At 63.4% G+C, this 25,870-nt stretch carries 22 protein-coding genes; 4 read left to right on the top strand and 18 right to left on the bottom strand.

From position 1 onward, the window contains the following. Window positions 1–9 precede the first annotated feature (9 nt). Together WBF69_RS01705 and WBF69_RS01700 are read left to right on the top strand one after the other, a co-directional pair. The gene (locus tag WBF69_RS01705; RefSeq protein WP_424260575.1) at window positions 10–2,094 is read left to right on the top strand and encodes a M3 family metallopeptidase; all 2,085 of its coding nucleotides are present in this window, start codon (window positions 10–12) and stop codon (window positions 2,092–2,094) included. Next, on the top strand, window positions 2,094–2,822 hold the full coding sequence (locus WBF69_RS01700) for an SCO family protein (protein ID WP_424260573.1): 729 nt from the start codon (window positions 2,094–2,096) through the stop codon (window positions 2,820–2,822). The genes WBF69_RS01705 and WBF69_RS01700 overlap by 1 nt, the downstream gene beginning before the upstream one ends. Here WBF69_RS01700 and WBF69_RS01695 read toward each other — a convergent pair. Next, window positions 2,819–4,210, bottom strand: coding sequence for a dihydrolipoyl dehydrogenase (locus tag WBF69_RS01695; RefSeq protein ID WP_424260571.1), 1,392 nt, complete (start codon window positions 4,208–4,210; stop codon window positions 2,819–2,821). The genes WBF69_RS01700 and WBF69_RS01695 overlap by 4 nt on opposite strands. Window positions 4,211–4,222: 12 nt before the next feature. Continuing rightward, window positions 4,223–4,423: a heavy-metal-associated domain-containing protein gene (locus WBF69_RS01690; RefSeq protein WP_424260569.1), complete on the bottom strand. Its 201-nt coding sequence runs from the start codon at window positions 4,421–4,423 to the stop codon at window positions 4,223–4,225. A gap of 133 nt (window positions 4,424–4,556) precedes the next feature. Between WBF69_RS01690 and WBF69_RS01685 the strand changes: the two genes are divergently transcribed. Continuing rightward, window positions 4,557–6,824 carry a heavy metal translocating P-type ATPase gene (locus WBF69_RS01685; protein WP_424260567.1) on the top strand — a complete coding sequence of 756 codons (2,268 nt, stop codon included), beginning with the start codon at window positions 4,557–4,559 and terminating at the stop codon, window positions 6,822–6,824. 1 nt (window position 6,825) lies between these two features. Continuing rightward, complete coding sequence (gene cueR / locus WBF69_RS01680) at window positions 6,826–7,239, top strand: Cu(I)-responsive transcriptional regulator (RefSeq protein WP_424260565.1); 414 nt, start codon at window positions 6,826–6,828, stop codon at window positions 7,237–7,239. On the opposite strand, the gene WBF69_RS01675 is transcribed toward cueR, so the two are convergent. The 16 genes from WBF69_RS01675 to leuB all read right to left on the bottom strand — a co-directional run bounded on the left by WBF69_RS01675 (window position 7,164) and on the right by leuB (window position 25,809). Then, window positions 7,164–7,787 carry a nitroreductase family protein gene (locus WBF69_RS01675; protein ID WP_424260563.1) on the bottom strand — a complete coding sequence of 208 codons (624 nt, stop codon included), beginning with the start codon at window positions 7,785–7,787 and terminating at the stop codon, window positions 7,164–7,166. The two genes, cueR and WBF69_RS01675, sit on opposite strands and share 76 nt — an antisense overlap. A gap of 80 nt (window positions 7,788–7,867) precedes the next feature. Next, window positions 7,868–8,596 carry a pyridoxine 5'-phosphate synthase gene (gene pdxJ / locus WBF69_RS01670; RefSeq protein ID WP_424260561.1) on the bottom strand — a complete coding sequence of 243 codons (729 nt, stop codon included), beginning with the start codon at window positions 8,594–8,596 and terminating at the stop codon, window positions 7,868–7,870. Then, complete coding sequence (locus tag WBF69_RS01665; protein WP_424260559.1) at window positions 8,593–10,029, bottom strand: efflux transporter outer membrane subunit; 1,437 nt, start codon at window positions 10,027–10,029, stop codon at window positions 8,593–8,595. The genes pdxJ and WBF69_RS01665 overlap by 4 nt, the downstream gene beginning before the upstream one ends. Next, a complete protein-coding gene (locus WBF69_RS01660) occupies window positions 10,026–13,193 on the bottom strand; it encodes a multidrug efflux RND transporter permease subunit (RefSeq protein ID WP_424260557.1) in 3,168 nt (1,055 codons plus the stop codon). The genes WBF69_RS01665 and WBF69_RS01660 overlap by 4 nt, the downstream gene beginning before the upstream one ends. A 44-nt stretch (window positions 13,194–13,237) precedes the next feature. Continuing rightward, complete coding sequence (locus tag WBF69_RS01655; protein ID WP_424260555.1) at window positions 13,238–14,485, bottom strand: efflux RND transporter periplasmic adaptor subunit; 1,248 nt, start codon at window positions 14,483–14,485, stop codon at window positions 13,238–13,240. 170 nt (window positions 14,486–14,655) lie between these two features. Next, the gene (locus WBF69_RS01650) at window positions 14,656–15,204 is read right to left on the bottom strand and encodes a TetR/AcrR family transcriptional regulator (protein WP_424260553.1); all 549 of its coding nucleotides are present in this window, start codon (window positions 15,202–15,204) and stop codon (window positions 14,656–14,658) included. Window positions 15,205–15,241: 37 nt separating this feature from the next. Further along, on the bottom strand, window positions 15,242–16,036 hold the full coding sequence (locus WBF69_RS01645; protein ID WP_424260551.1) for an ABC transporter ATP-binding protein: 795 nt from the start codon (window positions 16,034–16,036) through the stop codon (window positions 15,242–15,244). Between the two features lies 1 nt (window position 16,037). Beyond that, complete coding sequence (locus WBF69_RS01640; RefSeq protein ID WP_424260549.1) at window positions 16,038–16,925, bottom strand: ABC transporter permease; 888 nt, start codon at window positions 16,923–16,925, stop codon at window positions 16,038–16,040. A 15-nt stretch (window positions 16,926–16,940) separates the two neighbouring features. Further along, on the bottom strand, window positions 16,941–17,909 hold the full coding sequence (locus WBF69_RS01635; protein ID WP_424260867.1) for an ABC transporter substrate-binding protein: 969 nt from the start codon (window positions 17,907–17,909) through the stop codon (window positions 16,941–16,943). Between the two features lie 54 nt (window positions 17,910–17,963). Next, window positions 17,964–18,641, bottom strand: a complete 678-nt coding sequence (locus tag WBF69_RS01630; protein ID WP_424260547.1) for a phosphoribosylanthranilate isomerase — start codon at window positions 18,639–18,641, stop codon at window positions 17,964–17,966. Beyond that, window positions 18,638–20,305 carry a TRAP transporter large permease gene (locus tag WBF69_RS01625; RefSeq protein WP_424260545.1) on the bottom strand — a complete coding sequence of 556 codons (1,668 nt, stop codon included), beginning with the start codon at window positions 20,303–20,305 and terminating at the stop codon, window positions 18,638–18,640. Before WBF69_RS01625 ends, WBF69_RS01630 begins: the two co-directional genes overlap by 4 nt. Window positions 20,306–20,307: 2 nt before the next feature. Then, window positions 20,308–20,922 (bottom strand): TRAP transporter small permease subunit, encoded by a 615-nt coding sequence (locus WBF69_RS01620; RefSeq protein ID WP_424260543.1) that lies wholly within the window; start codon window positions 20,920–20,922, stop codon window positions 20,308–20,310. Window positions 20,923–21,093: 171 nt separating this feature from the next. Next, window positions 21,094–21,915: a tRNA pseudouridine(38-40) synthase TruA gene (gene truA, locus WBF69_RS01615; protein WP_424260541.1), complete on the bottom strand. Its 822-nt coding sequence runs from the start codon at window positions 21,913–21,915 to the stop codon at window positions 21,094–21,096. A 6-nt stretch (window positions 21,916–21,921) separates the two neighbouring features. Then, window positions 21,922–23,562: a type IV pilus assembly protein FimV gene (locus WBF69_RS01610; protein WP_424260539.1), complete on the bottom strand. Its 1,641-nt coding sequence runs from the start codon at window positions 23,560–23,562 to the stop codon at window positions 21,922–21,924. Then, entirely contained in the window at window positions 23,562–24,692 is a 1,131-nt protein-coding gene (gene asd / locus WBF69_RS01605; RefSeq protein WP_424260537.1) for an aspartate-semialdehyde dehydrogenase, read from the bottom strand. Before asd ends, WBF69_RS01610 begins: the two co-directional genes overlap by 1 nt. A gap of 40 nt (window positions 24,693–24,732) precedes the next feature. After that, a complete protein-coding gene (gene leuB, locus WBF69_RS01600) occupies window positions 24,733–25,809 on the bottom strand; it encodes a 3-isopropylmalate dehydrogenase (RefSeq protein WP_424260535.1) in 1,077 nt (358 codons plus the stop codon). Window positions 25,810–25,870 lie beyond the last annotated feature (61 nt).

Raw genomic sequence — 25,870 nt, 5'->3', positions numbered from 1 at the left:
GTGCCGTTTATGACTTCTTCTTCGATTTCCACTCAGAATCCCCTCCTGGCGCCCGCCGAGGCCGCCGTCGATTACAGTGCGGTCCGTCCCGTGCACATCGAGCCCGCCGTCCGCGAACTGATCGCCGAGACCCGTGCCGCCATCGACTCGGCTGCCGGCTGCGCCGAACCGCCCAATTGGGAAAACCTGGTCGAATCCATCGAAGATCCGTCCGAGCGCCTGCACCGGGCCTGGTCCATCGCCGGCCACCTGAACAGCGTGGTCAACACCCCGGAACTGCGGGCGGCCTATAACGCCTGCCTGCCGCTCATGAGCGAATTTTCCACCTGGGTGGGCCTGCACCAGGGGCTGTATGAACGCTACCGTATGCTGGCCGCCAGCCCTGCATACGCCGAACTATCCGCCACCCGGCGGCGCATCGTCGATCTGGCCTTGCGCGATTTCCGCCTGAGCGGCGTCGAACTGCAGGGACAGGCCCGCGAGACCTATGCCCGCAACGCAGACCTCCAGGCCCAGGTATCGCAGAAATTTTCCGAAAACGTGATGGACGCCACGGACGGCTGGTCCCTGCTGATCACGGATGAAAGCCGCCTGAAAGGCCTGCCCGACAGCGTGGTCGCCAGCGCCCGGCAACTGGCGCAGTCCGCCGACGAAAGCGGCTGGAAACTGACGCTGCACATGCCCTGCTACCTGCCCGTCATGCAGCACGCCCAAGATCGCGATCTGCGCCTGACGGTCTATCGCGCCTATGCCACCCGCGCCTCGGACCAGGGCGACCTGGCATTCGACAATTCCGAATCCATCGAATCGCTGCTGGCGCTGCGGGCCGAAGAAGCCGCTTTGCTGGGCCACGCCGATTTCGCCGCCCTGCGACTGGAAACCCGTATGGCCGACAGCGCCCCGCAGGTCCTCGGTTTCCTGCGCGAACTCGCCGCCAAGGCACGGCCCAGCGCCCAGCGCGACCTGGAAGAACTGCGCCGCTTCGCCGCGCAGCATCTGGGACTGGATACGCTGGAACCCTGGGACATCGCCTACGCGTCCGAACGGCTGCGCGAACAGCGCTATGCCTATTCCGACGAGGAACTGCGCCCCTATTTCACTGAATCCCAGGTACTGAAGGGCCTGTTCGACGTCATCCACACCTTGTTTGGCGTGCGGCTGCAAGCCTGCAACGCCCCTGCCTGGCACCCGGATGCTCGCATCTATCAGGTGCTCGACGGCCAGGGACAAGAACTGGGCCGTCTGGGCATGGATCTGTATGCCCGCCCCGGCAAACAGGGCGGCGCCTGGGTGGACAGCGAACGCAGCCGTCGCCGTCATGGCGATGTGCTGCACCGCCCCCTGGCGTGGCTGACCTGCAATTTCTCGGCCCCTCACGATGGTCGCGAAGCCCTGCTGACGCATGACGACGTCATCACGCTGTTCCACGAAAGCGGACACGCCATGCACACACTGCTGTCCAGGGTCGACGAGCCGGGCGCATCGGCTTTTGCCGCTGTGGAATGGGACGCCATCGAACTGCCGTCGCAATTCATGGAAAATTTCTGCTGGGAATGGGGCGTGCTGAAATCCCTGACCCGTCATATCGACACCGGCGAATCCCTGCCCCGTGCGCTCTACGACAAGCTGACCGCGGCCCGCAATTTCCAAAGCGGTCTGCAAACCTTGCGCCAGGTGGAATTCTCGCTCTTCGACATGCTGATCCACACGCAGAATCACGGCCTGTCGATCAGCGCGGTGCTCGACACCTTGGATCAGGTACGTCAGGAAGTCGCTCTGCTGATTCCGCCCGCCTGGCATCGTTTCCCGCATGCCTTCTCGCACCTGTTCGCCGGCGGCTACGGCGCGGGCTACTACAGCTACAAATGGGCCGAAGTGCTGTCCGCCGACGCCTTCGCGGCATTCGAGGAACACGCTCAGGCGCAAGCCGACGGCACCCGCAATGTGTTCGATGCGGATACTTGCCGGCGCTACCTGGACGAGATCATCGCCGTGGGCGGCGCCCGTCCAGCGGCGGATTCCTTCCGGGCCTTCCGGGGCCGGGACCCTTCGCTGGACGCGTTGCTGCGCCACAGCGGATTGATCGAAACATAATGGGTAACAAGCCCCCACGCTGCGCGGGCTTCGCCCGCTTGCTGCCCCCCAAGGGGGTGCTTTTTGCCTTGGGGCGGCCCGGCTGCAAAAAGGCCTTCTTGAGCGGCAAACAATCGCGGCCTGCGGGCCGCTCACGCCCAACGGGCAGGGGCTTCGCCCGGCGTCTGCTGGCTGCGCTGGCTCTGTGGGCGGGCGGCCTGAGTCTGGCGCTGGCCGCCGTGCATCCGGTGCGCGGCTTCCTGCCGGACCTGCAGTTCAAGCTGCAAGGCGCGGGCGATGTCACCGTCACCCAGCAGGCCTTTGCCGGCAAGATCGTGTTGATGTTCTTCGGTTACGCCAGCTGCCCCGATATCTGTCCCACCACCATGGCCCAACTGGCTCAGGTGACGGAATCCCTGGGGGCCAAGGCGGACCAGGTCCGCATCCTGTTCGTCAGTGTCGACCCGCACCGGGACACCCCGGATATCCTGCAAGCCTATGTGGATCAGTTCGACCGCCATGCCATCGGCCTGACGGGCGACGAATCCGCCATTGCCGCCCTGGCCCGCCGCTATCGGGTGGCCTATCAGATCGAAGCGCCCGACCCCGCACACCCCGAGGCGTCCTACGAGGTCGCCCACAGCCGAGGCATCTACGCCTTTGACCAGCAGGGCAAGGCCGTCTGGCTGGCAGCGGATGGCGAATCGCAGGAAGACCTGCTCGCCGCCATCCAACCGCTGCTGCGCTAAGCCGACTGACGCAAGGCGTCGCGCAGCGCCGTGCGAATGCCTTCTTCGATGGTCGGGTGATAGAACGGCAAGGCCAGCATCTGCGGCACCGTCAATTCCATCTGCAAGGCCCATGCCAGCAGATGCGCCACGTGTTCGGCATCCGGGCCGACCATTTCAGCCCCCAGGAAACGCTGGTCGGCGCGCCGCATATATACGTGCAGCAGACCCTGATTGCGCAGCATGACGCGCGAGCGCCCTTGACGGGTCCAGTCGACCTCGCCAATCGCCACGGTATCAGGATCGCAGGCGCCAAAGCCCCCACCCACCTGCATGATCTGCGGATTGCTGAATACCACGGCCATCGCCGCCCGGCGCGACGGCGCCTGCACATCCGGCCAGGCTGCCGCGTTGCGGCCTGCCAAGCGGCCATCGTCCGATGCCTCGTGCTGAATCGCATGCCGCCCGGTGACGTCGCCGGCCAGAAACACAGGCTGCCCGCGCACCTGCAGCGTCGCCGGGTCGATCCGGGGCATGCCTCGTTCGTCCAGCGACATACTGGTGCGTTCCAGATGCAGGGACGCCAGCACAGGTCGGCGCCCTGCCGTCAGCAGCACATGATCGAAGCGCTCTTGGGTTTCGGGACCCTCGCCCACCGTCCAGCCGACCACCGCCTGATCGCCATCCCGCCGCACGCTGCTGACCTGGGCATGACGCACCAGATTGAGTTCCGGCGCCAGCAGCGCCACGGCGGCCTCGCGCACGGCGGGGTCGGACAGGTGGGCAAAGCTGGCCGAACGGTTCAGCACGCGCACACGCACCCCCAGGCGCGCCAGGGCCAGCCCCAGTTCGACACCGATCACACCGGAGCCAACCAGCAATACGCTGCGCGGCAAATCCCGCCAATCGAAGACATCATCGTTGACGATGGCCAGATCGCCCAGGGACTGGTAGATATCCGGCACCACGGGCTGGGTGCCGGTGGCGATGATGATGCGCGAGGCATGGATTTCATGCCCCTGGTCGCTTTGCAGCACACCATCGCGCAGGAATTCCACACGGGCATCCAGACGATGTTCGGGCGGCATGGCCTGGACATCATCCACCACGAATCCCACGAAACGATCCCGCTCACGTCGCACGCGGTCCATGACCGCCACCCCGTCCACCTGCACGGCGCCGGTCGCTCCGACACCGAACCCGGGCGCGTGACGAATCGCATGGGCCGCCTCGGCGGCAGCGATCAGCAGCTTGGACGGCATACACCCCACCCGGGCGCACATGGTGCCATGCGGGCCGCTCTCGATCAGCAGGGGTTTCAAGCCCGCTTTGATGGTCTCGCGGTACGCCGGCAAACCCGCCGACCCCGCGCCGATGATGGCGACGTCACATTCGATACGCTGATGCATGGCAGTCTCCGCTCAGGCAGCTTGAACGTCGTAGCCCTCGTCGACGATGGCGGCCCGCAGCACGTCGGCAGCGACCGTCGACGCGATGACGACCCGGCGAGCGTTCAGGTCCGTGGAAACCTGCGCGTCAGGCGCAACGGCCTGGACGGCTTTGGTGATGGTCTGCACGCAATGATTGCAGGTCATGTCGGATACGAGAAAGGCGGTTTCCATGAAAAGCTCCAGATGAAAGATAAGAGCATCTTAAACCCTGACACGATGGTAAGCTCAAGTGCACATTCGTGCTTGACCTTACCATAAGGTCAAGCTTGATCATACAATCATCATCATGATCAAGAGTCCTATTATGAGCACTCATTCCCTCCCCCTCAGCCTCGATCTGCACATCGAAGGCATGACCTGCGCCTCGTGTGTGCGACGTGTTGAAACCGCGCTTAAAGCCGTGCCAGGCGTGACCGAAGCCAGCGTCAACCTGGCAACGCACCGAGCGCTTGTTGCCCTGGGTCCCGAAGGGGCCGACCCCCAAGCGCTGCTGGCCGCCGTCAGCAAGCGCGGCTACGAGGCTCAGATCATCGACACCGAGCAGCCTGCCGCGGCAGACGACATGACGGCTGAAGACGCCTTGGCAGGACGGCGCTTTGCCTGGGCAGCGATCCTGACCCTGCCTGTGTTCGTGCTGGAAATGGGCGGACACCTGATTCCCGCCCTGCATCACCTGATTCAGGAAACCATCCCCGCCCAGACGCTGGCCTGGCTGCAGCTCGTGCTGACCACGGCGGTGCTGGCCGGGCCGGGCCGCAGTTTCTTCACGCGCGGCTTCAAGGCTCTGGCGCACGGCGGCCCGGACATGAACACCCTGGTGGCCCTGGGGGCCGGCAGCGCCTGGCTGTACTCCACTTTGGTGACGCTGGCGCCGACGATCTTCCCCGCCGCCTCCCGGCACCTGTATTTCGAAGCTGCCGCCGTGGTCGCGACCTTGATCCTGCTGGGTCGCTGGCTGGAATCCCGAGCCAAAGGCCGGGCGGGTTCCGCCATCCGCGAACTCGTGGGTCTGCAGCCGCGCACGGCCTGGGTGCGTCGCGACGGCGACTGGGCGGAAACCCCCCTCGACAAGCTGATCAGCGGCGACGAGATTCGCGTGCGCCCCGGTGAAAAAATCCCGGTGGACGGCATCGTGCTGGAAGGCGAATCCTGGGTGGATGAATCCATGATCACCGGCGAGCCGCTGCCTGCCAGCCGGCGCGCAGGCGACCGTCTGATCGGCGGCACCCTGAACACGCAGGGCAGTCTGATTCTGCAGGCCACTGAAGTCGGCAGCCAGACCGTCTTGGCCCAGATCATCCGCCTGGTCGAACAGGCGCAGTCCGGCAAGCTGCCGGTGCAGCAACTGGTCGACCGGGTGACCGCCTGGTTCGTGCCGGTCGTGATGGTGCTGGCGGCGCTGGCCTTCGCCGCCTGGTGGATCTGGGGCCCGGACCCCGCCCTCGCCCACGCCCTGGTGGCGGGGGTGGCCGTGCTGATCATTGCCTGCCCCTGCGCCATGGGTCTGGCCACACCGATTTCCATTCTGGTCGCCACCGGCCGGGCCGCCAGCCGAGGCATCCTGTTTCGCCAAGGAGACGCCCTGCAGCGCTTGCGCGATGCCCGTCTGATTGCCTTCGACAAGACCGGCACGCTCACGCTGGGGCGTCCCGTCCTGACGGACCTGCTGCCGCTGGATGGCGGCGACACGACCGAACTGCTGGCGACCTTGGCGGCTGTCCAGGCCGGCTCTGAACACCCCATCGCCCACGCCATCCGCTCAAGCGCCCAGGAACAATCGCTGGCCGTGCCGGACGCCACGCAATTCGAGGCCGTCACCGGCGCGGGGGTACGGGCTCAGGTGCAGGGACACCGCTACCTGATGGGGTCTGTGCGCCTGATGCAAGACGCCGGAGTACCCGTGTCCGCCTCCGCGCTGGACCGCATGCAGACCCTGGCTCAAGCCGGCAAGACGCCATTTTTGGTGGCCCGGGATGAACAATTGAGCAGCATCGTCGCGGTAGCCGATACCTTGCGGCCCTCGGCGCGCGCCCTGATCCAGCGGCTGCACGCCCTGGGGCTGAAGACCGCCCTGATCACCGGCGACCATGAAGCTGCCGCGCATGCCGTAGCCCAGGACCTGGGCATCGATATCGTGCACGCCCAAACTCTGCCCGAACACAAGGCGGATCTATTGCGCGAACTGCAGCAATCCATCGGCCCACTGGCTTTCGTAGGCGATGGCATCAACGATGCGCCCGCCCTGGCCACAGCGGATGTCGGTATCGCGATGGGACACGGTACGGATGTAGCCATCGAATCCGCCGATGTCGTGCTGATGAACGAGGACCTGGAATCGATCGCACGCGCCATCACGCTGTCGCACAAGACCCTGCGCAACATCGGCCAGAACCTGTTTTGGGCCTTCGCCTATAACGCCGCCCTGATTCCCGTGGCCGCGGGCGCCCTGTATCCCTGGACGGGTCTACAGCTATCGCCCATGCTGGGCGCGGGCGCGATGGCGCTGTCCAGCGTGTTCGTCGTCACCAATGCCTTGCGCTTGAAGACTCAATCTCTGGAAACGGGAAACTGATATGCACACCATCGGCGATGCCGCGGATCAAACCGGCCTGACGCCCAAGATGATCCGCTATTACGAAAGCCAGGGCCTGTTCACCCCCCAGGGGCGCAGCAGCGCCGGCTACCGCCTGTACGACGAATCCGATCTGCATGCCTTGCGTTTCATCCGCAGTGCGCGGGAACTAGGCTTTTCGCTGGCCCAGATCGCGGACCTGATCAGCCTGTGGCACGATCGTCATCGCGCCAGCGCCGAGGTCAAGCGCCTGGCCCTGACCCACATCCAGGACCTGGAAGCCAAGGCAGCGCTATTGCAGAGCATGGCCAATACCTTGAGGACCCTGGCGCAACACTGTCATGGCGATGCGCGTCCTGACTGCCCGATTCTGGAAGGCTTGGCCGCGCGCCATTCGCGCACGAATGCCCGGTAATCAGGCCGTTGTGCAGGCGTCGGCGCATCGATCGGTGTGCCGATGGCCAGGTATCCCATGAACTGTTCGTCCAGGGCGTCAAAGCCCAGTGCTTCTCCCATACCATCCAGATAGGTACCCATGCCGGTGCTCCAGAAACCATGGAACCCCAGCGCGTGAGCGGCATTGAGCATGTTCATCACGGCGCATGCGACGGACAGATGGCTTTCTTCGGCACGGATGCGGCCATTCGGGTCCGGGCGGCAGGCCAGCAGAATCACCAGAGGGACCTTCGCCAGCCATTTGCGGGCATTCGCCGCCTTGTGATCCGGCAAAGGCTTGCCCTCGGCCAGCGCCACACGCACGGCGACATCCACCAAAGCCGGCACGTCGGCGCCGCGCACCAAAGCAAAGCGCCAGGGGCGGATGGCGCCATGATCCGGCGCCCGCATGGCTGCCTGCAAGATCAGGTCCAACTGCGGCTCGGCGGGTCCGGGGGCCTGCACGAATTTCACCGACTGGCGGCTTAACAGAGTTTCCAGAACGGGGGATTCCAACACGGGGGACATGGCGCTCCTAATGGCCGGCCCATCGGGCCAGAACTCAAGAGATCAAGAATGCACGTCGGCGCTGCGCCGCCGACGCAGCGCTAGCGACCGGCAGCCTGCACCATCAGGGCTTTCATCTGCCGGATGGCGGGTTCCCAGCCATCGAAGACAGCCTGTGCCACGATGGCATGGCCGATATTCAGTTCACTGATGCCCGGCAGCGCCGCCACAAGCTGGACGTTGCCGTAGTGCAGGCCATGCCCGGCATTGACGCGCAGCCCTTCGCCCACGCCCACCGCAATCGCAGCCCGCAGACGTTCCAGCTGAGCCGCCTGCTGAGCGGGGTCCGGCGCATCGGCGTAGGCCCCGGTATGCAATTCAACGATCTGCGCGCCTGCCCGCGCCGCCGCAGCGATCTGATCGGCTTCGGGGTCAATGAACAACGAGACCCGAATGCCGGCATCGTGCAAACGCGACACCGCTGCGTGTACCTCGTCGAACCGGCCCAGCACGTCCAGACCGCCTTCGGTGGTCAATTCCAGGCGGTGTTCCGGCACCAGACAGACGTCGTGGGGTTGCACGCGGCAAGCGATGTCCAGCATTTCCGGCGTGATGGCGCATTCCAGATTCATGCGGGTGCGCAGCACCGGCCGGATCGCCCAGACATCGGCATCCTGAATATGCCGCCGATCTTCCCGCAAATGCAGGGTGATCAGGTCGGCGCCGGCTTCTTCGGCCCGCAGCGCAGCCTGCACGGGATCTGGATAAGTGGTCATCCGCTGCTGACGCAACGTGGCCACATGATCGATGTTGACACCCAGTTCCATCATCCTTCCTTTGCAGGCAGGTCGTCAGGCGACCAGCCCCCGCCCAATGCCTTGTAAAGCTCGACGCGGTTCGCCAGGGCAGCCGCTCCCAATTGGATGAATTGCTGCTGCACACCATACAAATTGACCTGGGCGGTCTGCACCTGCAGGAAACTGTCAACCCCGGTCTCATAGCGCACTTCCGCCAGCTTCAGGGTTCTGAGCGCTGCGGATTCCGTCGCGCGCAGGGCATCGAGCTGGCGGCTGTAGGTCGCCTCGCCTGCCAGACCATCGGCGACTTCGCGGAAGGCGGTTTGAATGGTTTTTTCGTAAGTAGCCACCGCAATATTGTTGCGTGCTTCAGCCACGTCCAGATTGCCTTTCAGCCCGCCGCCCGCGAACAGCGGGACCTGGATCTGCGGCGAGAACTGCCAGTACCGCTGGCTGCCGCCAAACAGGCCGCCCAATTCCGGGCTGGCAAAACCCAGCAGCCCGGTCAGGCTGATGCGCGGGAAAAAGGCGGCCCGCGCCGCGCCGATCTGGGCGTTGGCGGCTTTCAGGCCGTGTTCGGCGCCAATAATGTCGGGACGGCGTTCCAGCAACTGGGACGGCAATCCGGCGGGAATGGCCTGCAGCAACTGATCGCGGCCAAACGGCAGCGGCGCCGGCAGGTCGTTCGGCAGCGGGGTACCCAGAATCAGTTGCAAGGCATTGGTCGCCTGGGCCATGGCGCGTTCCGCCGCCACCAGGTCCGCCCGAACGGAGTCCAGCTGCGCCTGCGCCTGCGCCAGATCCAGGTCCGATGCGACGCCCACGTCAAAGCGCGCCTGCACCAGGTCCAGGGACCCCTGACGCGCTTGCAGCGTCTTGTCCATCAGCTCATGCAGAGACTGTGCGGTACGCAAACCAAAATAGGCCTCGGCGGTCTGCGCGATCAAGCCCAGCTGCACGGTGCGGCGGGCCTGTTCGGTAGACAGGAATTGCTGGTAGGCGGATTCGCTGAGATTGCGCACCCGACCGAAAAAATCGAGTTCGAAGGTTGTCATGCCCACGCCGGCCACAAAACTGCGGTTGACGGCGGGACTGCTTTCCCCGCCATTGCGCATATTGGCCGGTTGGTGGGAGGCTTGTTCGGTGCCCTGCGCCCCGATCGTGGGCAAGAGGTCGCTACGCGCAACGCCGAACTGGGCGCGGGCCTCTTCCACGCGCTCGACGGCGATGCGCAGATCACGGTTGTTGTTCAAGGCCAGCTCGACCAGCGCCTGCAGGCGGGGGTCCAGGAAGACGTCGCGCCAAGCCGGCAGCGCCGCCTGGTTGACGGCATCAGCCGTCAGGGGGAACTGGTCCGGGACCGGCGCCACCGGTCGATTGTAGGTAGGCGCCAGGGAGCAAGCCCCCAGAGCCAGGCACAGGGTCGTCATGGCCCCCAGGCGGCCTCGTCGCGTCCAGGATGTCATGATCGGTCTCCGGTATTTGCTTCCCCGGCGGCGGGAATATGCGGCGCCTGATGGCCCAGCAGTTTCGGTTTGGTCTTGAACAATTTCAAAATCACTACAAAAAAGGTCGGCACGAACAGCACCGCCAGCGGCGTGGCAGCCAGCATGCCGCCGAACACACCCAGGCCCACGGCATTCTGGCTGGCTGCGCCTGCGCCATTGGCCAGCACCAGCGGCAACACACCCAGGATGAAGGCGAAGGACGTCATCAGGATAGGCCTGAAACGCAGGCGGGCAGCCTCGATGGCGGCTTCCTGCAGGCCTGCCCCGCTGGCATACAGGTCTTTGGCGAATTCGATGATCAGGATGGCGTTTTTCGCAGCCAAACCGATCACGGTCACCATCCCGACCATGAAATACACATCGTTATCTTTGCCCATCAAGCTACTGAGCAACACGGCGCCGAGCATGCCCAGCGGCACCGCCAGCATCACCGAGAGCGGGATGGCCCAGCTTTCGTACAAGGCGGCCAGCACCATGAAAACCACCAGGATCGACAAGGCCATCAGGATCGTGGACTGGCTGCCCGCCTGAATTTCCTGGTAGGACAGGCCGGTCCATTCATAGCCCAGGCCGGGCGGCAACTGAGCGATCAGGCGTTCCATTTCGGCCATGGCCTGGCCGGTGGAATACCCCGGCGCTGCCGAACCGCCGATCCGGATGGATTCATAGCCGTTATAGCGCACGACCTGGATTGGCCCCCGCGTCCATTCCAAAGATACGAACGAGGACAGCGGCACCATCTCGCCATTGGCGTTGCGGGCATTGAGCCGCAGAATATCGTCCGGATTCATCCGGGCGTCCTGGTCGGCCTGGACCCAGACATTCTGCACCCAGCCCTGGTTGGTGAACTTGCCGATGTAGGACGAACCGATCGCCGTGGAAATCAGCTGAGCCGCTTCCGAGAAATCCACGCCCAAAGCAGCGGCCTTGTTGCGGTCGATATCCACTTTCAATTGGGGACCCGCGCCCAGGCCGGTGACACGCGTACCCGTCAGGATGGAGCTTTGAGACGCCAGCATCAGCAACTGTTGCGTGGCATCCTGCAGCGCATTGCTGCCCACGCCGCTGCGGTCTTCCAGGCGCAGGTCAAAACCCGAGGCATTGCCCAGCGAGGAAATGGCAGGCGGCGTGATGGAAATCACCATCGAGTCCGGCAAACCGAACAGGAGCTTGCCCATGGCGGTGCCGGAAATCGCTTGCGCCGAGTCGCCCGGCCCCTTGCGCTCTGCAAAGTCCTTCAGAGGCACGAAAGCGATGGCGGCGTTCAAGCCATTGCCGTTGAAGCTGAAGCCCTGAACGGCGATGATGTTGGCCACCTGCGGCAAGGCCATGAAGTATTTTTCGACCTGCTCGATGATTTCCACCGTGCGGTTGGACGAGGCCCCCGACGGCAGTTCGATATTGGCGATCACATAGCCTTGATCTTCTTCGGGCAGGAAGGACGTGGGCAGGCGCACAAACAACCAGCCCAGCACCCCTACCAGCACGGCGAACATCAACATCATGCGCCCGGCTCGCTTCAGGCTGCGCGTGACCCAGTGGGTATATCCCTGCGTCGTGCGATCAAAACTGCGGTTGAACCAGCCGAAAAACCCACGTTTGGCGGCATGATGCCCCTTTGGGATAGGCTTGAGAATAGTGGCGCACAGCGCCGGCGTGAAGGTGAGCGCCAGCAAGGCCGAAAACAGGATGGAGACCGCCATCGCCACGGAAAACTGGCGATAGATCACCCCCACGGACCCGGACATAAAGGCCAGCGGCAGAAATACGGTGGTCAGCACCAGGGTGATGCCGACGATGGCGCCACTGATCTGCGGCATGGCCTTTTTGGTGGCTTCTTTGGGCGACAGGCCTTCTTCGGCCATGATGCGCTCGACGTTTTCCACCACCACAATGGCATCGTCCACCAGAATCCCGATGGCCAGCACCATCGCGAACATGGTCAGCACGTTGATGGAAAAGCCCAGGGCCAGCATCACGGTGAATGCGCCCATCATGGCCACCGGCACGACCAGCGCGGGGATCAGGGTGTAGCGCACGTTCTGCAGGAACAAGTACATCACCACGAACACCAGCACCATGGCTTCAAGCAGCGTGTGGATCACTTGTTCGATGGACAGATTGATATACGGCGACGTGTCGTAAGGAATCTGATAGGTGATGTTGTCCGGGAAGAACTCGGCCAGCTCGGCCATTTTGGCTTTGGCTAATTTAGCCGTTTCCAGGGCGTTGGCCGAGGGCGTCAGCGACAGAGCGAAAGCAGCCGTCGCCTTGCCGTTCAAGCGCGCGCCGAACTGATAATTGTCCGAACCAAGCTCGACTCGGGCGACGTCGCGAATGCGCACCGAAGATCCATCCGGATTGGCCCGCAACACGATATCGCCGAATTCTTCCGGCGTCGTGAGCTGACCGTTGACGACCAGAGGCGCCACGGTGCGCTGGGTATCAGGATTCGGGGGAGACCCCAGGAGACCGCCGGAAATCACCAGATTCTGGGATGCCAGAGCGCTATTGACCTGAGACATGCTCAGGCCGTAGCCGACCAGTTTCTGGGGATCGACCCAGACGCGCATGGCCCGGCTGGCGGCAAATAGCTGAAACTGGCCCACACCCTTGATCCGCGACATCGGATTCTGGATATTGCGCGTAATGTAGTCCGCCAGCGCATATTGGTCGACGGAACCGTCTTTGGACGACAACGTGACTACCATCAGGAAGCCGGAGCTCGACTGATTGACCTTCAAGCCCTGCTGCGTCACGGCGGCGGGCAGTTTGGCTGTTGCGTTGGACAGGCGGTTTTGCACGTCCACCTGAGCCAGGTCGATATCCGTGCCAGGCACGAAGGTCACGGTGACCTGGGCTTGGCCGTTGGAATCGCTGACGGATTCGTAATACAGCAAGCCCTTGGCGCCGTTCAACTCATTTTCGATGACGCTGGCCACGCTAGTGGCGACCTCGGATGCCGAGGCGCCCGGATAGGTGGCGCTGATGGTCACGGTGGGCGGAGCGACGTCGGGATACTGCGACACCGCCATATTGGGGATGGCCAGGATGCCGGCCAGCGCAATGGCCAGCGCGACTACCCAGGCAAAGATCGGCCGTTCAATAAAAAACTGTGGCATGAGAGCTCGCGTGAAAACCGGACAAAGGGCGGATGGGCTGGCGTTTAGCCGGCCTTGGCCTGCGAATCTGAATCAGCGGCAGGTTTCTGCCCCGATGGCTGGCCGTCAGCCGGCGCAGCCGCGCCAGCTCCGCCCGCGGCATCCGGCGATTTTTTCCAGGGCATGGCTTGCACTGGCGCACCTGGACGGATCTTCTGGAAACCCTCGACCACCAGTTCGTCACCGGCCTGCACGCCTTCGTACACGATATAACCCTGCTCTGTGCGTGGGCCGATCTGGACGGGGGTGAACATGGCTTTACCGTCTTTCACCAGCACCACCGTGCTGTTGCCGTCCGCCGTGCGCTGAATGGCCTGTTCCGGCACGATCAACGCCTTGGGGTCCGTGCCCTGAGCCAGGCGCACTCGCACATACAGGCCCGGCAGCAGAATCTGTTCCGGATTCGGGAAAAGCGCTCGCAAGTTGACCTGCCCGGTGCCGGGATCCACCGCCACACCGGAGAACAGCAGCTTGCCTTCATGGCGGTATACGCCACCGTCGTCCAGCAGGACTTCGGCCTGGGTATTGCCCTGGGCATCGGGCGTCACCACGCCATCGGCAATCTGCCGGCGCAAGGTGGAGATCTGCGCCACCGGCTGAGTGATGTCCACATAGACCTGATCCAGACGATGGACCGTGGCCAACTGAGTAGCGGAACTGGCGCTGACCAAGGCCCCGACCGTGACCAGCGATTTTCCGATCTGTCCGTCGATGGGCGACGTGACTTTGGTGTAGCCCAGATCGATGGCCGCGGCTTCCAGGGCGGCCTTGGCAGCGGCGACGCCGGCTTCGGTCTGACGCGCGGCGGCCACGGCATTGTCATAGTCCTGCTGACTGACGGCATGCTGCTGGATCAGTTTGCCAAAACGCTGCGCCTGCAATTTGGCGGTGGTCGCGGCTGCCTGAGCGTTCTTGAGCTGGGCTGCCGCCTGATCGCGGACAGCCTGATAAGGCGCCGGATCGATGGTGAACAGCAGCTGGCCGGCTTTGACTGTGCCGCCCTGCTCGAATTCGATGCCTTGCACGATGCCTGTCACCCGGGCGCGGATTTCGGCGTCTTCGATGGCCTGCACACGGCCTGGCAGCTCGGTATTGACGACTGCCTTCTGGGGCTGGATCTGGACGACGCTGACCGGGACTTTCATGCCTTGCATGCCCTGTTGAGCTTCATTGCCGCAAGCGGCCAATGTCAGCAGCAGCGCCAGTGACAAGGGCCGTAGAGCCCGACTGGCGGACAGTTGCAGAAAGGCCATAAGAAAACTCCCGAATGAATAATTTTTAGAGGAAAGGCAGAAAAGAAGACCGTCTCGGGTATGACCGGGACACCCGCCACGTCAGGTCATGACGCCGCTGCTGTCCTGGACAATCCAAAAGTATAAAAGGAAACCCCGCGACTCAGAAGGGGAATTTGAGGATAAGGACATTACTCGGAACCCTCTGCAAAATGAGTCACCAGAATATCGATGCGGGCTTTCATCGTTTCCAGCGACGGGCGATCCGCGAACTGACCTTCCAGCGCCAGCAAGAAAACCTGCGCGGTATCCGCATCGTTCAGCACCTGGAGCACACATCCCAGCACGCCTTCCCGGTGCTTCCAGGCAACGGTGGGGCGCAGACGTTCATAAACATCCTGAAATTCATCCGCCATGGGGGCGGCGACCATTTCCGACCAGGAATCCAGCACCAGACAATCGCAGACGGCCCGCAAACGCTGGCGAACGGTGCCGCGCTGTCGGGCCGCCTGGCTGGCGGGTTGCACGCGCGACAGAATCCAGGCATCGAAGCACTGGATGAAGATGTCTTCTTTGTCTTTGAAGATGCGATACAGCAGCGTACGAGAAATCACCGCCCGCTGGGCGATGTCTTCCAGGCTGGTGCGGGAAAAGCCGAAATTCAGGAAGCACCAGCGCGCCGCATCCAGGATGCGGGTGCGCCGTTCTGCCTGGGCATCCGGACTCAGTTTTTGTGACATCCAGACATTTTGACAAAAAACATGTTTTTTGTCAAAATTATCCGAGCAGCAAGGTATCGTCCGAGAGTTCCTCGCCCCGCACCCGTTCAAACATGGCCAGCAGATCCGAGACTTCCATGCCGCGCCGGGTATCGCCGGACACATCCAGCACGACCCGTCCTTGGTGCAGCATGACCGTACGGTCGCCCACGTCCAGCGCCTGACGCATGCTGTGCGTGACCATCATGGTCGTCAGGCCGTGTTCCGCCACGATGCGGGCGGTCAGATCCAGCACGAACTGCGCGGTGCGCGGATCCAGCGCCGCGGTGTGCTCGTCCAACAGCAGAATGCGCGACGGCCTGAGAGCCGCCATCAACAGGCTGACGGCCTGGCGCTGGCCACCGGACAACAGGCCGATGCGGTCCGTCAGGCGGCTTTCCAGGCCCAGGCCCAACATCGTCAGACGCTCGCGAAACAGCACGCGCATTTCTTCGCGCACCGCCTGACGCAGGCTGCGGAACTGACCCCGGCCCAGGGCCAGGGACATGTTTTCTTCGATGGTCAGGTTTTCACAGGTGCCCGCCATCGGGTCCTGGAACACACGAGCGACTTTGCGGGCGCGATCCCAGACGGGCTGGCGCGTCACGTCTTCATCGTCGATCAGGATGGCGCCGCCATCAATGGCCTGCTCGCCCGAAATGGCGTTCAGAAAAGTGGATTTCCCCGCCCCGTTGGAGCCGATCACCGTCACGAACTGGCCCGCGGGAATATCCAGAGACATGCCGCGCAAGGCCTGGGTTTCGATGGGCGTGCCGGGGTTGAAGGTCAGATGCAGATTCTGTGCGCTCAGCATGTCAGGCCCTCTTTTTTGACAAGCGCTGCTTGACCAGCGGAATGACCAGTGCCACCGTGACCAGCACCGCCGTGACCAGGTTCAGGTCCTGGGCCTTGAGACCGACGAAATCGGCATTCAGCGCCAGCGCGATGAAGAAACGGTACAGCACCGCGCCGATGACCACCGCCAGCGTCGCCACCATCAGGCGGCGCGTGGGCAGGATGGATTCACCGATGATGACGGCGGCCAGACCGATCACGATCGTGCCGATCCCCATCGAGATGTCCGCCCCGCCCTGCGACTGGGCGAACAAAGCCCCCGCCAGGCCGCACAGCGCATTGGAAATAGCCATGCCCAACAGAATCATGCGCCCTGTATGAATACCCTGGGAACGCGCCATGCGCGGGTTCGACCCGGTGGACCGCATCGCCAGACCGACCTGGGTGGCAAAAAACCAGTCCAGCAGCAATTTGACGGCCACCACCAGCACCAACAAGATGAGCGGTCTGGCGATGAAGTCGTCCAGGCCTTCGGGCTGCAGCACGGTAAAGACCGTTGGATCGGTGATCAGCGGCACATTGGGAGCATCCATGATGCGCAGATTGATCGAATACAGCGCGATCATCATCAGGATACTGGCCAGCAGATCCATGATCTTGAGACTGACGTTCAGCCAGCCGGTGATCATGCCGGCAAAACCCGCCGCCAGGGTGGCGATCAGGGTAGCCAGAAAAGGGTCCATGCCGTGATGAATCAGGATGGCGGCAGTCGCCCCCCCCAGGGGGAAACTGCCGTCGACCGTCAGGTCAGGGAAATTCAGGACACGAAAGGAAATCAAGACGCCCAAGGCGACCAGGCCAAAAATCAGCCCGATCTCGAAGGCGCCCCACATCGAATAAATGGACATGAGCGCAACAGCGGATTACTTGATGACCTGGGCGGCGGATTTGATCAGCGCATCCGACAAGGTCACGCCTTGTTTTTCAGCCGCACCGGGATTGACGAACAATTCCTGTTTGGCGCTGGTTTCCGAAGCGATGTCGCCCGGCTTTTCGCCTTTCAGGATACGCGCCACGACAGCACCGGTTTGCAAGCCCAGATTGTGATAATTGATGCCCAGCGCGGCGATGGCACCGCGTTTCACGCTGTCGGTATCCGAGGCGACCAGCGGGATCTTGGCGGAATTCCCGACCTTGACCAGGGATTCGTAGGCGGACACGACGTTGTTGTCGGTGTTGGTGTAGATGACGTCGACCTTGCCGACCAGGCTGCGGGCGGCAGCGCCCACGTCCACCGTCCGGGCGGCGGTTGCCTCGACCAGGCTCATGCCGGCCTTCGGCAGCAATTCGCGCATCTGCTTGACCACGACCACGGAATTGGCTTCACCGGGGTTGTAGACCATGCCGACCTTTTTCGCATTGGGCACGACTTTCTGGATAAGTTCGATCTGCTTTTCCAGCGACAGCGCATCGGACACCCCCGTGACGTTGGTGCCCGACGGCCCCCAGTCCGCTACCAATTGGGCGGCCACCGGATCCGTCACGGCGGCATAGACCACGGGGATGGTCTTGGTGGCGGCCACCACGGCCTGCGCGGACGGCGTGGCGATCGCCACGATCACGTCGGGCTTGTCGCCAATGAACTTGCGGGCGATCTGAGCAGCAATCGCCGTATTGCCCTGGGCCGTCTGAAATTGCCATTTCAGGCCTTTTGCTTCGGTGTAGCCGGCCTTGGTCAGCGCCTCGTGGATGCCGTCCTTCACCGCGTCCAGCGCCGGGTGTTCGACAATCGAGGTCACGGCCACCGACTGAGCCTGCGCCGGCGTGACAGCCAGGGCGCCGACGACCGCGGCGGCGCCTGCCAATGTGCGAAGAACGGGGTGCAGATTCATCATGTAAGGCTCCTTTGAGGATGAAGCATGGGTATTCGTATTATGTGACGGCGCTTAGTTTAACCCGCAGCGCAGACGGTCGGCGGCCTGTACCGCCTGCATGAACGCCTGAATCTTGGCGGGGTCCTTGATGCCCGGCGCGGATTCCACCCCGCTACTGACATCGACCGCAAAAGGCCGCTGATCCGCGATGTCCACCCCCACCCCGGCTGCCGTCAGGCCGCCAGACAGCACCAGGGCCGGCGCGTGAGCGTCTCTAGGCAGCTGCGTCAACAGATCCGTATCGAAACGGCAGCCGCTGCCCCCATACGCGGGGCTGTAGCTGTCGAACAGCCAGCCGCTCGCCCGAGAGTAGCCGGCACAGGCCGCCGCCAGACCGGCGGCTGAATCCAGGCCCGGCGCGCCGACGCGGAAAGCCTTCAGGTAAGGCGCGCCGAACTGCCCGCAGAAATCGGCGGATTCTTCGCCGTGGAACTGCAGCAAATCGGGACGCACAGCATCCAGCACCTGTCGGACATCGTCAGGCTGCGGATTGACGAACAAGGCCACCACCGACACAAAGGCGGGGACCTGCGCGCGTAGAGCGGCGGCCTGCTCCAAGGTCACACAGCGTCGGCTGGCAGGATAGAACACCAGGCCGACGGCATCCGCCCCGGCCTGAACAACCGCCAGCACATCGGCGGGCCGAGTCAGGCCGCAGATCTTGACGCGAGTGCGACTGAGGGGGGTCACTGGAACGCCCCCGCCGCATCCCCGCTGCCGTAAGAATCCTGGCCGTAGGCGCTATTCTGGCCAAAGGTGACGGAATCGGGATTGACCGTGGGGGCGTTGCCCTTATAGTGCGTGACCATGCCAGGAAAGCTGAGCACCGCGATCACCATCAGGATCTGGATGACGATAAAGGGGATGGAACCCCAATAGATCTGCGCCGTGGTGACCTTGGCAATGAGCTTGCCGGTGACCCGGTCGTGATAGTCCTCTTTCGGCGCCACGGAACGCAAATAGAACAGAGCGAAACCAAAGGGCGGGTGCACAAACGAGGTCTGCATATTGACCGCCAGCAGCACACCGAACCAGATCAGATCGATGCCCATCTTGTCGGCGACCGGCCCCAGTAGCGGCACGATAATGAAGGCCAGCTCGAAGAAATCCAGAAAGAAGGCCAGGAAGAACGTGACCAGGCTGACCACGATCAGAAAGCCCAGTTCCCCGCCCGGCACGTGCAGCAGCAGCTGTTCGACCCACAGATCGCCGTTGATCCCCCGGAAGCTCAGGCTGAAGATCGTCGAGCCCACCAAAATGAAGATCACGAAACACGTCAGGCGCGCCGTGCTTTCCATGGCCTGGCGCAGCTGCTGCATGGAAAACCGCCCGCGCGACAGCGCCATGACGAGCGCACCCACGGCGCCCATGGCGCCGCCTTCGGTGGGGGTCGCCACGCCAATGAAGATCGTGCCCAGCACCAGGAAGATCAGGGCCAGCGGCGGAATCATGACAAAGACGACTTGTTCGGCCAGCGACGACAGCCAACCCAGGTGCAGGAGCTTGTTCCCCAAGGCCATGACCAGCGCGGCCACGCCCCAGATCAGCAAAACGATGACGACCCGCTCGTCCACCGGAATATCGGCATGAGACCGGAAATAATACTGAGATCCCCAGTACGCCACCGCAGCGGCGATCACCGTCAGGACAAGCAAAGAGCGCAGGCCGCGACGACCATACGCATCGATCTCGCCCCTGGCTTCCGGTGGCAGCGCCGGCGCCTGATTGGGCCGCAGGAACGCCACGACAAACACGTACAGCATGTAAGAGCCTGCCAACAACAGGCCGGGCAACATGGCGCCCCGGTACATATCGCCGATAGATCGACCCAACTGGTCGGCCAGCACGATCAGCACCAGCGAGGGCGGGATGATCTGAGACAGCGTGCCCGATGCTGCGATCACGCCCGTCGCCAGGCGCCGGTCATACCCATAGCGCAACATGATGGGCAGGGAAATCAAACCCATGGAAATCACCGAGGCCGACACCACGCCGGTGGTCGCCGCCAGCAAGGCGCCGACAAATACCACGGCGATCGCCAGCCCCCCGCGCAGAGGGCCGAACAACCGCCCGACGGTGTCCAGCAAGTCTTCGGCCATCCCGGAGCGTTCGAGGATCAGCCCCATAAAGGTGAAAAACGGCACCGCCAGCAAAGAATCATTGCTGACGATGCCGAATATCCGCTGGGGCAAGGCCTGAAACAGCAGCGGACTCATGAGATTGAAATCGATGGCGACCAGGCCGTACACCACGCCAGTGGCCGCCAGCGAAAATGCGACGGGGAAACCCAGCAGCAGGAATCCGATCAGGTTGACGAACATGATCGGCGCAAGATTATTAGCGAGAAATTCCATCTTCAGCGCCCCCGCACCGATTCAGCAGGTTGGCTGGCCTGTTGCTGGGCCAAAATATCTTCGACGAGCGCTTCCTCGTCGCTCTTGCCGTCCGATACCCGCATAGGGTTGGAGCACGCGCCGCGCAAAAAACCCACGCATTTGACGAGGTGTGACACACCCGCCAGGATCAGCAGCCCGAAACCTACGGGAATCAGCAATTTGGCGGGCCAGCGGATCAAGCCTTCGGTATTTGAGGACAGCTCATGCAGCACATAGGATTCCCAGAAAAAGGGAATCGACAGCCAGAACACCAGACAGGCGGCAGGCATCAGAAAAAACACCACACCGAACATCTCGATCCAGACCTGGACGCGTTCCGGTAGTTTCTGCGACAGCACATCGACCCGGACGTGCTCGTTGCGCAAAAACGTATACCCCGCCGCCAGCAGAAAAATGGCGCCGAACAGATACCACTGCAATTCCAGCCAGGCATTGGAACTCAAGCTGAAGAATTTGCGCATCACCGCATTGCCCGCACTGATCAGCGCGACAATCAAGATCAGCCAGGTCACTGTCTTGCCTACCGCTATATTCAGGGCATCAATCCAGCCCGCCATCTTTAATAGGATTTTCATTGTTCGCCTACAGAACACGACATACCGCAGTTGTTTGTCGGCAGGCAATATAGCCCGAACGGACAAGCAAGGGACATCATTCGGCTCCGGATCACCGCAAAACGTCCAATTCTATCCGATAGGCCAGGCCGTTCACCACGGGAAAGACCCGGAAACGGTCGCCAGGCCATATCATTCCTGCGCTATCCGCCACCAGGCGCCCAGGTGGCGATGCAAGGCGGCGGCGGGCGGCAAAATGGGTAAATCCGGCGCCTGAGGATAATCCACATGGGCCAGGTACAGGCCGTCGGGCATGAAGGTCGGCGCCGCCTGGCTACGATCGCGGCCAGCCAGTAGATCCCCTGCCCAGTCGGACGGACGCCGACCGCGACCGATCATCACCAGGGTTCCCATCAGATTGCGCACCATATGGTGCAGAAATGCATTGGCCCGAAATTCGAAGATCAGGAAATCCCCCTGACGGACGATATTCAGCGCCTGCATGGTACGCACCGGGCTGGCCGCCTGGCATTCGGAAGAACGAAAGGCGCTGAAATCGTGTTCGCCCAACAAGCATTCGGCAGCCGCCCGCATGGCCTGATCGTCCAGCGGATCATGCACCCAGCCGATGCGGCCATGCAGCATAGGCGAACGCACGGGCGCGCTGCGCAATACGTAGAAATACGTGCGGGCGCGGGCATCGAAACGGGCATGAAAATCCATCGCGGCACACCGCGCCCACTGTACGGAGATACTGGGCGGCAGGTGCGCATTCAAACCCCGCACCCAGGACTCGTCACGGCGAACGGCATCGGTATCCAGATGTACGATCTGCTGCAGCGCATGCACACCGGTATCCGTGCGCCCGGCACAGATCGTGGCCACCGAGGGCGTCGCCAGAAACGACGCCAAGGCGGCTTCCAGGGTGTCTTGCAGTGTGCGGCCCCCCGGCTGGGTCTGCCAGCCGTGCCAGCCCGAGCCATCGTAGCTCAGGCCCAGGACGATTCTGGACACGGGGTGTCAGGCCTGCGGAGGAGCCTGTCCGTCATCCCGCGACGGCAGTTCCAGATCGACGCCCTGGAGCTTGTCGCGCACCATGGCTTCGGTGATCTGGGGGCTGTCATCGGTATCGTCCCGCGTCGTATTGGCGCGCCGCAACAGCCAGGCGATGATGAAGACAATCACGGCCAGCAACGCGGTCATCACCCACAGCAGATGATCTTGAATCCAGGACACACGATGTTCGGCCTGCGGAGAAGCTTGTAGCTCGCTCGCCGCCGCGGCGGCAGGCCCCTGAGGCGCCAGACCAGGTCCCGCGCCTATGTCTTTGCCGGACTGCCCGGCGGCTGTGCCGGCAGCGCCTGCTTGCGCCCCCGCCTGACCGGCCTGAGCGCCGGACGACCCCGCCGCACCGCCTGTTGCCGCGCCACCAGTTGCCCCAGCGGCTGTGGCGGCGTCGCCGGCTTGAGCGGTGGTTGCGCCACGGGCCGGCTGCCCGTCTGCGGAAGCAGAAGGGCTGCTGGCTTGGGGATTGGCCTGGGCGGCTGATTCACGACCTGCTTCACTGATGGCCGAGGCGACCTGTTCGAGGGACTGGCCCAGCACCTGGGCCCCGTGGGCGGCTGCCGTGCGAGCGGCTTCCCCTTGGGATTGCAGGGCTTTGTTCAGATTCTGGACGTTGTCCTGCAATTGACCCACGCGGGATTCCGCATCCTGCAGGGCATGGCCTTGCGCGGCACGCGCATCGGCAGCGCTGGATGCGCCGCCCTGGCTAAGCTGCACACGATCCCCCGCCCCGGCGCCCGCCGACTGCGCGGGCGTCTTGGCATCCGACGATACCGCCCCGCCAGCGGCCTGAGCGCCGACATTGGCTGCCGCATCGGCCTGCCGGCCCCGCAGCCGGGCGAAGGCCACGGTCTGATCATGAAACTGCTGGCGGGCCTGGGCATCGGAGATCGACAGCATGTCATCCACCGACGGCACCGCCAAGGAAGCGCCCGCACGCACGAGATTGATGTTGCTGTGAATGAAGGCCTGTGGATTGGCGCGCTGCAAGGCCATCATCAGCTGATAGACCGATACGCCATCCACCGCATGTCGGCGCGCGATGGCGAACATGGTATCGCCCGAGCGCACGGCGATGGCGCCCGCAGGCACCCTGCGGATGCTGCTGGGCTTGGCGGCGGCACCGATGGCGGGCGCCGTGCCGGCCTGGGCAGGCGCAGCCGATTGGCTGGCCGGCGCATCCACCCGCAAGGGGCCGGGAGCCACCAGCGACACCTGGTAGCGCTGCGCGCCAGTGGCCATCTGGACGTCCAGCAGCAAATCCGCCAGCGTCCCGGAAAACGCCTGCGTCGACGCTACCCGCAGAACACGCCGCGCCCCGGCCTGGGCGCTGGGCGTCACCGTGATGTTCAGGCTATCGAGCGCCACCGGCGGCGTCAGCCCGGCAGCCGTCCAGTCGGCCACGGGCGCCGGGCGCGCAGACAAGGCCTGCAGGTCAGCTGCCGTCAGGTCGGAGACGGGTACCAGGATCAGCAAGGGTTCGCCGACCGCCGAGGCTAAGCGAGCGTGACCGAAATCAGCTGCCTGGACGGACCCGGCAGCCAATGCGGCCAGGGCCAGCGCGCTACTGCCGATCAGGCGGGCGGCGGACTGCATCAAAGTTCACCCAGTGCGATGCGCAGCATACGGCGCAGCGGTTCGGCGGCCCCCCACAACAACTGATCGCCCACCGTGAAGGCGCTGAGGTATTCAGGCCCCATGGACATCTTGCGCAGCCGGCCAACGGGAATATCCAGGGTGCCGGTCACGGCCACGGGAGTCAGAGCCTGCATAGAGGATTCCTTGTCGTTGGGTACCAGACGCGCCCAGTCAGTCCCGGTGCGCACGGCGTCGTTGATTTCGTCCAGCGGAATATCGCCACGCAATTTGATGGTCAAGGCCTGGCTGTGACAGCGCATGGCGCCGATGCGCACACACAGACCGTCCACCGGCACGGGGGTCGAGCCAAAGCCGGGGCCACGGCCCAGGATCTTGTTGGTTTCCGCCCCGCCCTTCCATTCTTCGCGCGACATGCCATCGCCCAAGTCTTTGTCGATCCAGGGAATCAGGCTGCCGCCCAGCGGCACACCAAAATTGTCGCGCGGCAGATCGGGATTCTGTTGCGCCTGGAGCACGCCGCGGTCGATATCCAGGATGGCGGATGCCGGGTCGGCCAACTGCGCGCCGACCGCCTGATTGAGAATACCGAACTGCGTCAGCAATTCACGCATGTGGCGCGCACCGCCGCCCGACGCTGCCTGATAGGTCATGGAGCTCATCCATTCGACCATATCGGCCTTGAAGAGGCCTGCCAGCCCCATCAGCATGCAACTGACCGTGCAATTGCCGCCGACATAATCGCGCACGCCGCGTTGCAGGGCCGCATCGATCACCGGGCGATTGACCGGATCCAGCACGATGACGGCATCGTCGTTCATGCGCAGAGTGCTGGCGGCATCGATCCATAGGCCTGTCCAGCCGGCGGCGCGCAGTTTGGGGTAGACGGCGGACGTATAGTCGCCGCCCTGAGCGGTGACGATAATGGGCAGTTTTTTGAGCGCGTCGATATCGTGAGCGTCCTGTAAAGGACCCGCCCCCGTCGCCCATTCCGGCGCCGGCCCGCCAGCGTTGCTGGTGGAAAAGAACACGGGTTCAAAAAAAGCAAAATCGTTTTCTTCACGCATGCGCTGCATGAGCACCGAGCCCACCATGCCACGCCAACCGACCAAACCTACTGCCTGCGCCATAAATATCCGCCCAAACCAAATAATAAAAGTACAGAGTTCTTTATTCTAATGCCTTCAGCACGGCATCGCCCATTTCCGAGGTCGAAACCCGCGTGGTGCCGGCCTCGAAGATATCGGCAGTGCGTAAACCTTGCGCCAACACGGCCTGCACGGCGGCTTCAATACGATTCGCTGCCGCGCCCGCATCCAGAGAATACCGCAGCATCATCGCGGCCGACAAAATCGTTGCCAGGGGATTCGCAATATTCTGCCCCGCGATGTCCGGCGCCGAGCCGTGGCTGGGCTCGTACAGACCCTGGCGGCTGGCATTCAGCGAGGCCGACGGCAACATGCCGATGGATCCCGTCAGCATGGCGGCCTCGTCGGACAGAATGTCGCCGAACAGATTGCCGGTGACCACCACGTCAAAGGCCTTGGGTTCGCGCACCAATTGCATGGCGGCATTGTCCACGTACATATGGGACAACTCGACCTGGGGGTAATCGCCAGCCACATCGATCATGATGTCACGCCAGAACTGCGAGGTTTCCAGCACATTGGCCTTGTCCACGCTGCAGAGCTTGCCCTGGCGTTTGGCGGCGGCCTGAAAGGCGACATGCGCGATGCGGCGGATTTCGCTTTCCGCATAGTGCATGGTGTCGAAGCCCTGGCGTTCGCCCGCAAAGGGGCCGTCATCCAGGGTGCGCACACCGCGCGGCTGGCCGAAATAAATATCGCCGGTCAGTTCGCGCACGATCAGAATATCCAGGCCGGCGACGACTTCGGGTTTCAGCGAAGACGCATTGGCCAGTTCGGGGTACAGAATGGCCGGACGCAGATTGGCGAACAGGCCCAGGGCCTTGCGCAGCCCCAGGACGGCTTGTTCCGGGCGCAGCGCGCGTTCCAGTTTGTCGTATTTCCAGTCGCCCACCGCACCAAACAGAATGGCGTCCGACTGCAGGGCCAGGTCCAGCGTGGACTGCGGCAAGGGATGCCCCTGAGCCGCATACGCCGCGCCGCCAACAGGCGCTTCGGCAAACGACAGGTCAAGATCCAGGGCGCGCAGCACACGCACGGCCTGTTCGACGATTTCCGGGCCGATGCCATCGCCCGGCAGGACTGCAATTTTTGAACTCATGGGGATTCCAGGTCACAAGAACCCGGCCAGGGGCGGCAAAGCCATGCCGCCCCTGTGGCCG

This window comes from Castellaniella sp., from assembly GCF_049673105.1.
Classification (GTDB): domain Bacteria; phylum Pseudomonadota; class Gammaproteobacteria; order Burkholderiales; family Burkholderiaceae_B; genus Castellaniella.
The sequence above is the reverse complement of the archived record's forward strand: the minus strand, read 5'-3'. Positions and strand labels throughout refer to the sequence as shown.

Bases quoted from the DNA above. Each gene is read 5' to 3' on its own strand.
- WBF69_RS01665 (WP_424260559.1), bottom strand. From the start codon at position 10,029: ATGACATCCTGGACGCGACGAGGCCGCCTGGGGGCCATGACGACCCTG.
- WBF69_RS01655 (WP_424260555.1), bottom strand. From the start codon at position 14,485: ATGGCCTTTCTGCAACTGTCCGCCAGTCGGGCTCTACGGCCCTTGTCA.
- asd (WP_424260537.1), bottom strand. From the start codon at position 24,692: ATGGCGCAGGCAGTAGGTTTGGTCGGTTGGCGTGGCATGGTGGGCTCG.
- WBF69_RS01695 (WP_424260571.1), bottom strand. From the start codon at position 4,210: ATGCATCAGCGTATCGAATGTGACGTCGCCATCATCGGCGCGGGGTCG.
- WBF69_RS01650 (WP_424260553.1), bottom strand. From the start codon at position 15,204: ATGTCACAAAAACTGAGTCCGGATGCCCAGGCAGAACGGCGCACCCGC.
- cueR (WP_424260565.1), top strand. From the start codon at position 6,826: ATGCACACCATCGGCGATGCCGCGGATCAAACCGGCCTGACGCCCAAG.
- WBF69_RS01625 (WP_424260545.1), bottom strand. From the start codon at position 20,305: ATGGAATTTCTCGCTAATAATCTTGCGCCGATCATGTTCGTCAACCTG.
- WBF69_RS01635 (WP_424260867.1), bottom strand. From the start codon at position 17,909: ATGAATCTGCACCCCGTTCTTCGCACATTGGCAGGCGCCGCCGCGGTC.
- WBF69_RS01645 (WP_424260551.1), bottom strand. From the start codon at position 16,036: ATGCTGAGCGCACAGAATCTGCATCTGACCTTCAACCCCGGCACGCCC.
- pdxJ (WP_424260561.1), bottom strand. From the start codon at position 8,596: ATGATGGAACTGGGTGTCAACATCGATCATGTGGCCACGTTGCGTCAG.
- WBF69_RS01685 (WP_424260567.1), top strand. From the start codon at position 4,557: ATGAGCACTCATTCCCTCCCCCTCAGCCTCGATCTGCACATCGAAGGC.
- WBF69_RS01705 (WP_424260575.1), top strand. From the start codon at position 10: ATGACTTCTTCTTCGATTTCCACTCAGAATCCCCTCCTGGCGCCCGCC.
- WBF69_RS01610 (WP_424260539.1), bottom strand. From the start codon at position 23,562: ATGCAGTCCGCCGCCCGCCTGATCGGCAGTAGCGCGCTGGCCCTGGCC.
- WBF69_RS01690 (WP_424260569.1), bottom strand. From the start codon at position 4,423: ATGGAAACCGCCTTTCTCGTATCCGACATGACCTGCAATCATTGCGTG.
- WBF69_RS01640 (WP_424260549.1), bottom strand. From the start codon at position 16,925: ATGTCCATTTATTCGATGTGGGGCGCCTTCGAGATCGGGCTGATTTTT.
- WBF69_RS01675 (WP_424260563.1), bottom strand. From the start codon at position 7,787: ATGTCCCCCGTGTTGGAATCCCCCGTTCTGGAAACTCTGTTAAGCCGC.
- WBF69_RS01660 (WP_424260557.1), bottom strand. From the start codon at position 13,193: ATGCCACAGTTTTTTATTGAACGGCCGATCTTTGCCTGGGTAGTCGCG.
- leuB (WP_424260535.1), bottom strand. From the start codon at position 25,809: ATGAGTTCAAAAATTGCAGTCCTGCCGGGCGATGGCATCGGCCCGGAA.
- WBF69_RS01700 (WP_424260573.1), top strand. From the start codon at position 2,094: ATGGGTAACAAGCCCCCACGCTGCGCGGGCTTCGCCCGCTTGCTGCCC.
- WBF69_RS01620 (WP_424260543.1), bottom strand. From the start codon at position 20,922: ATGAAAATCCTATTAAAGATGGCGGGCTGGATTGATGCCCTGAATATA.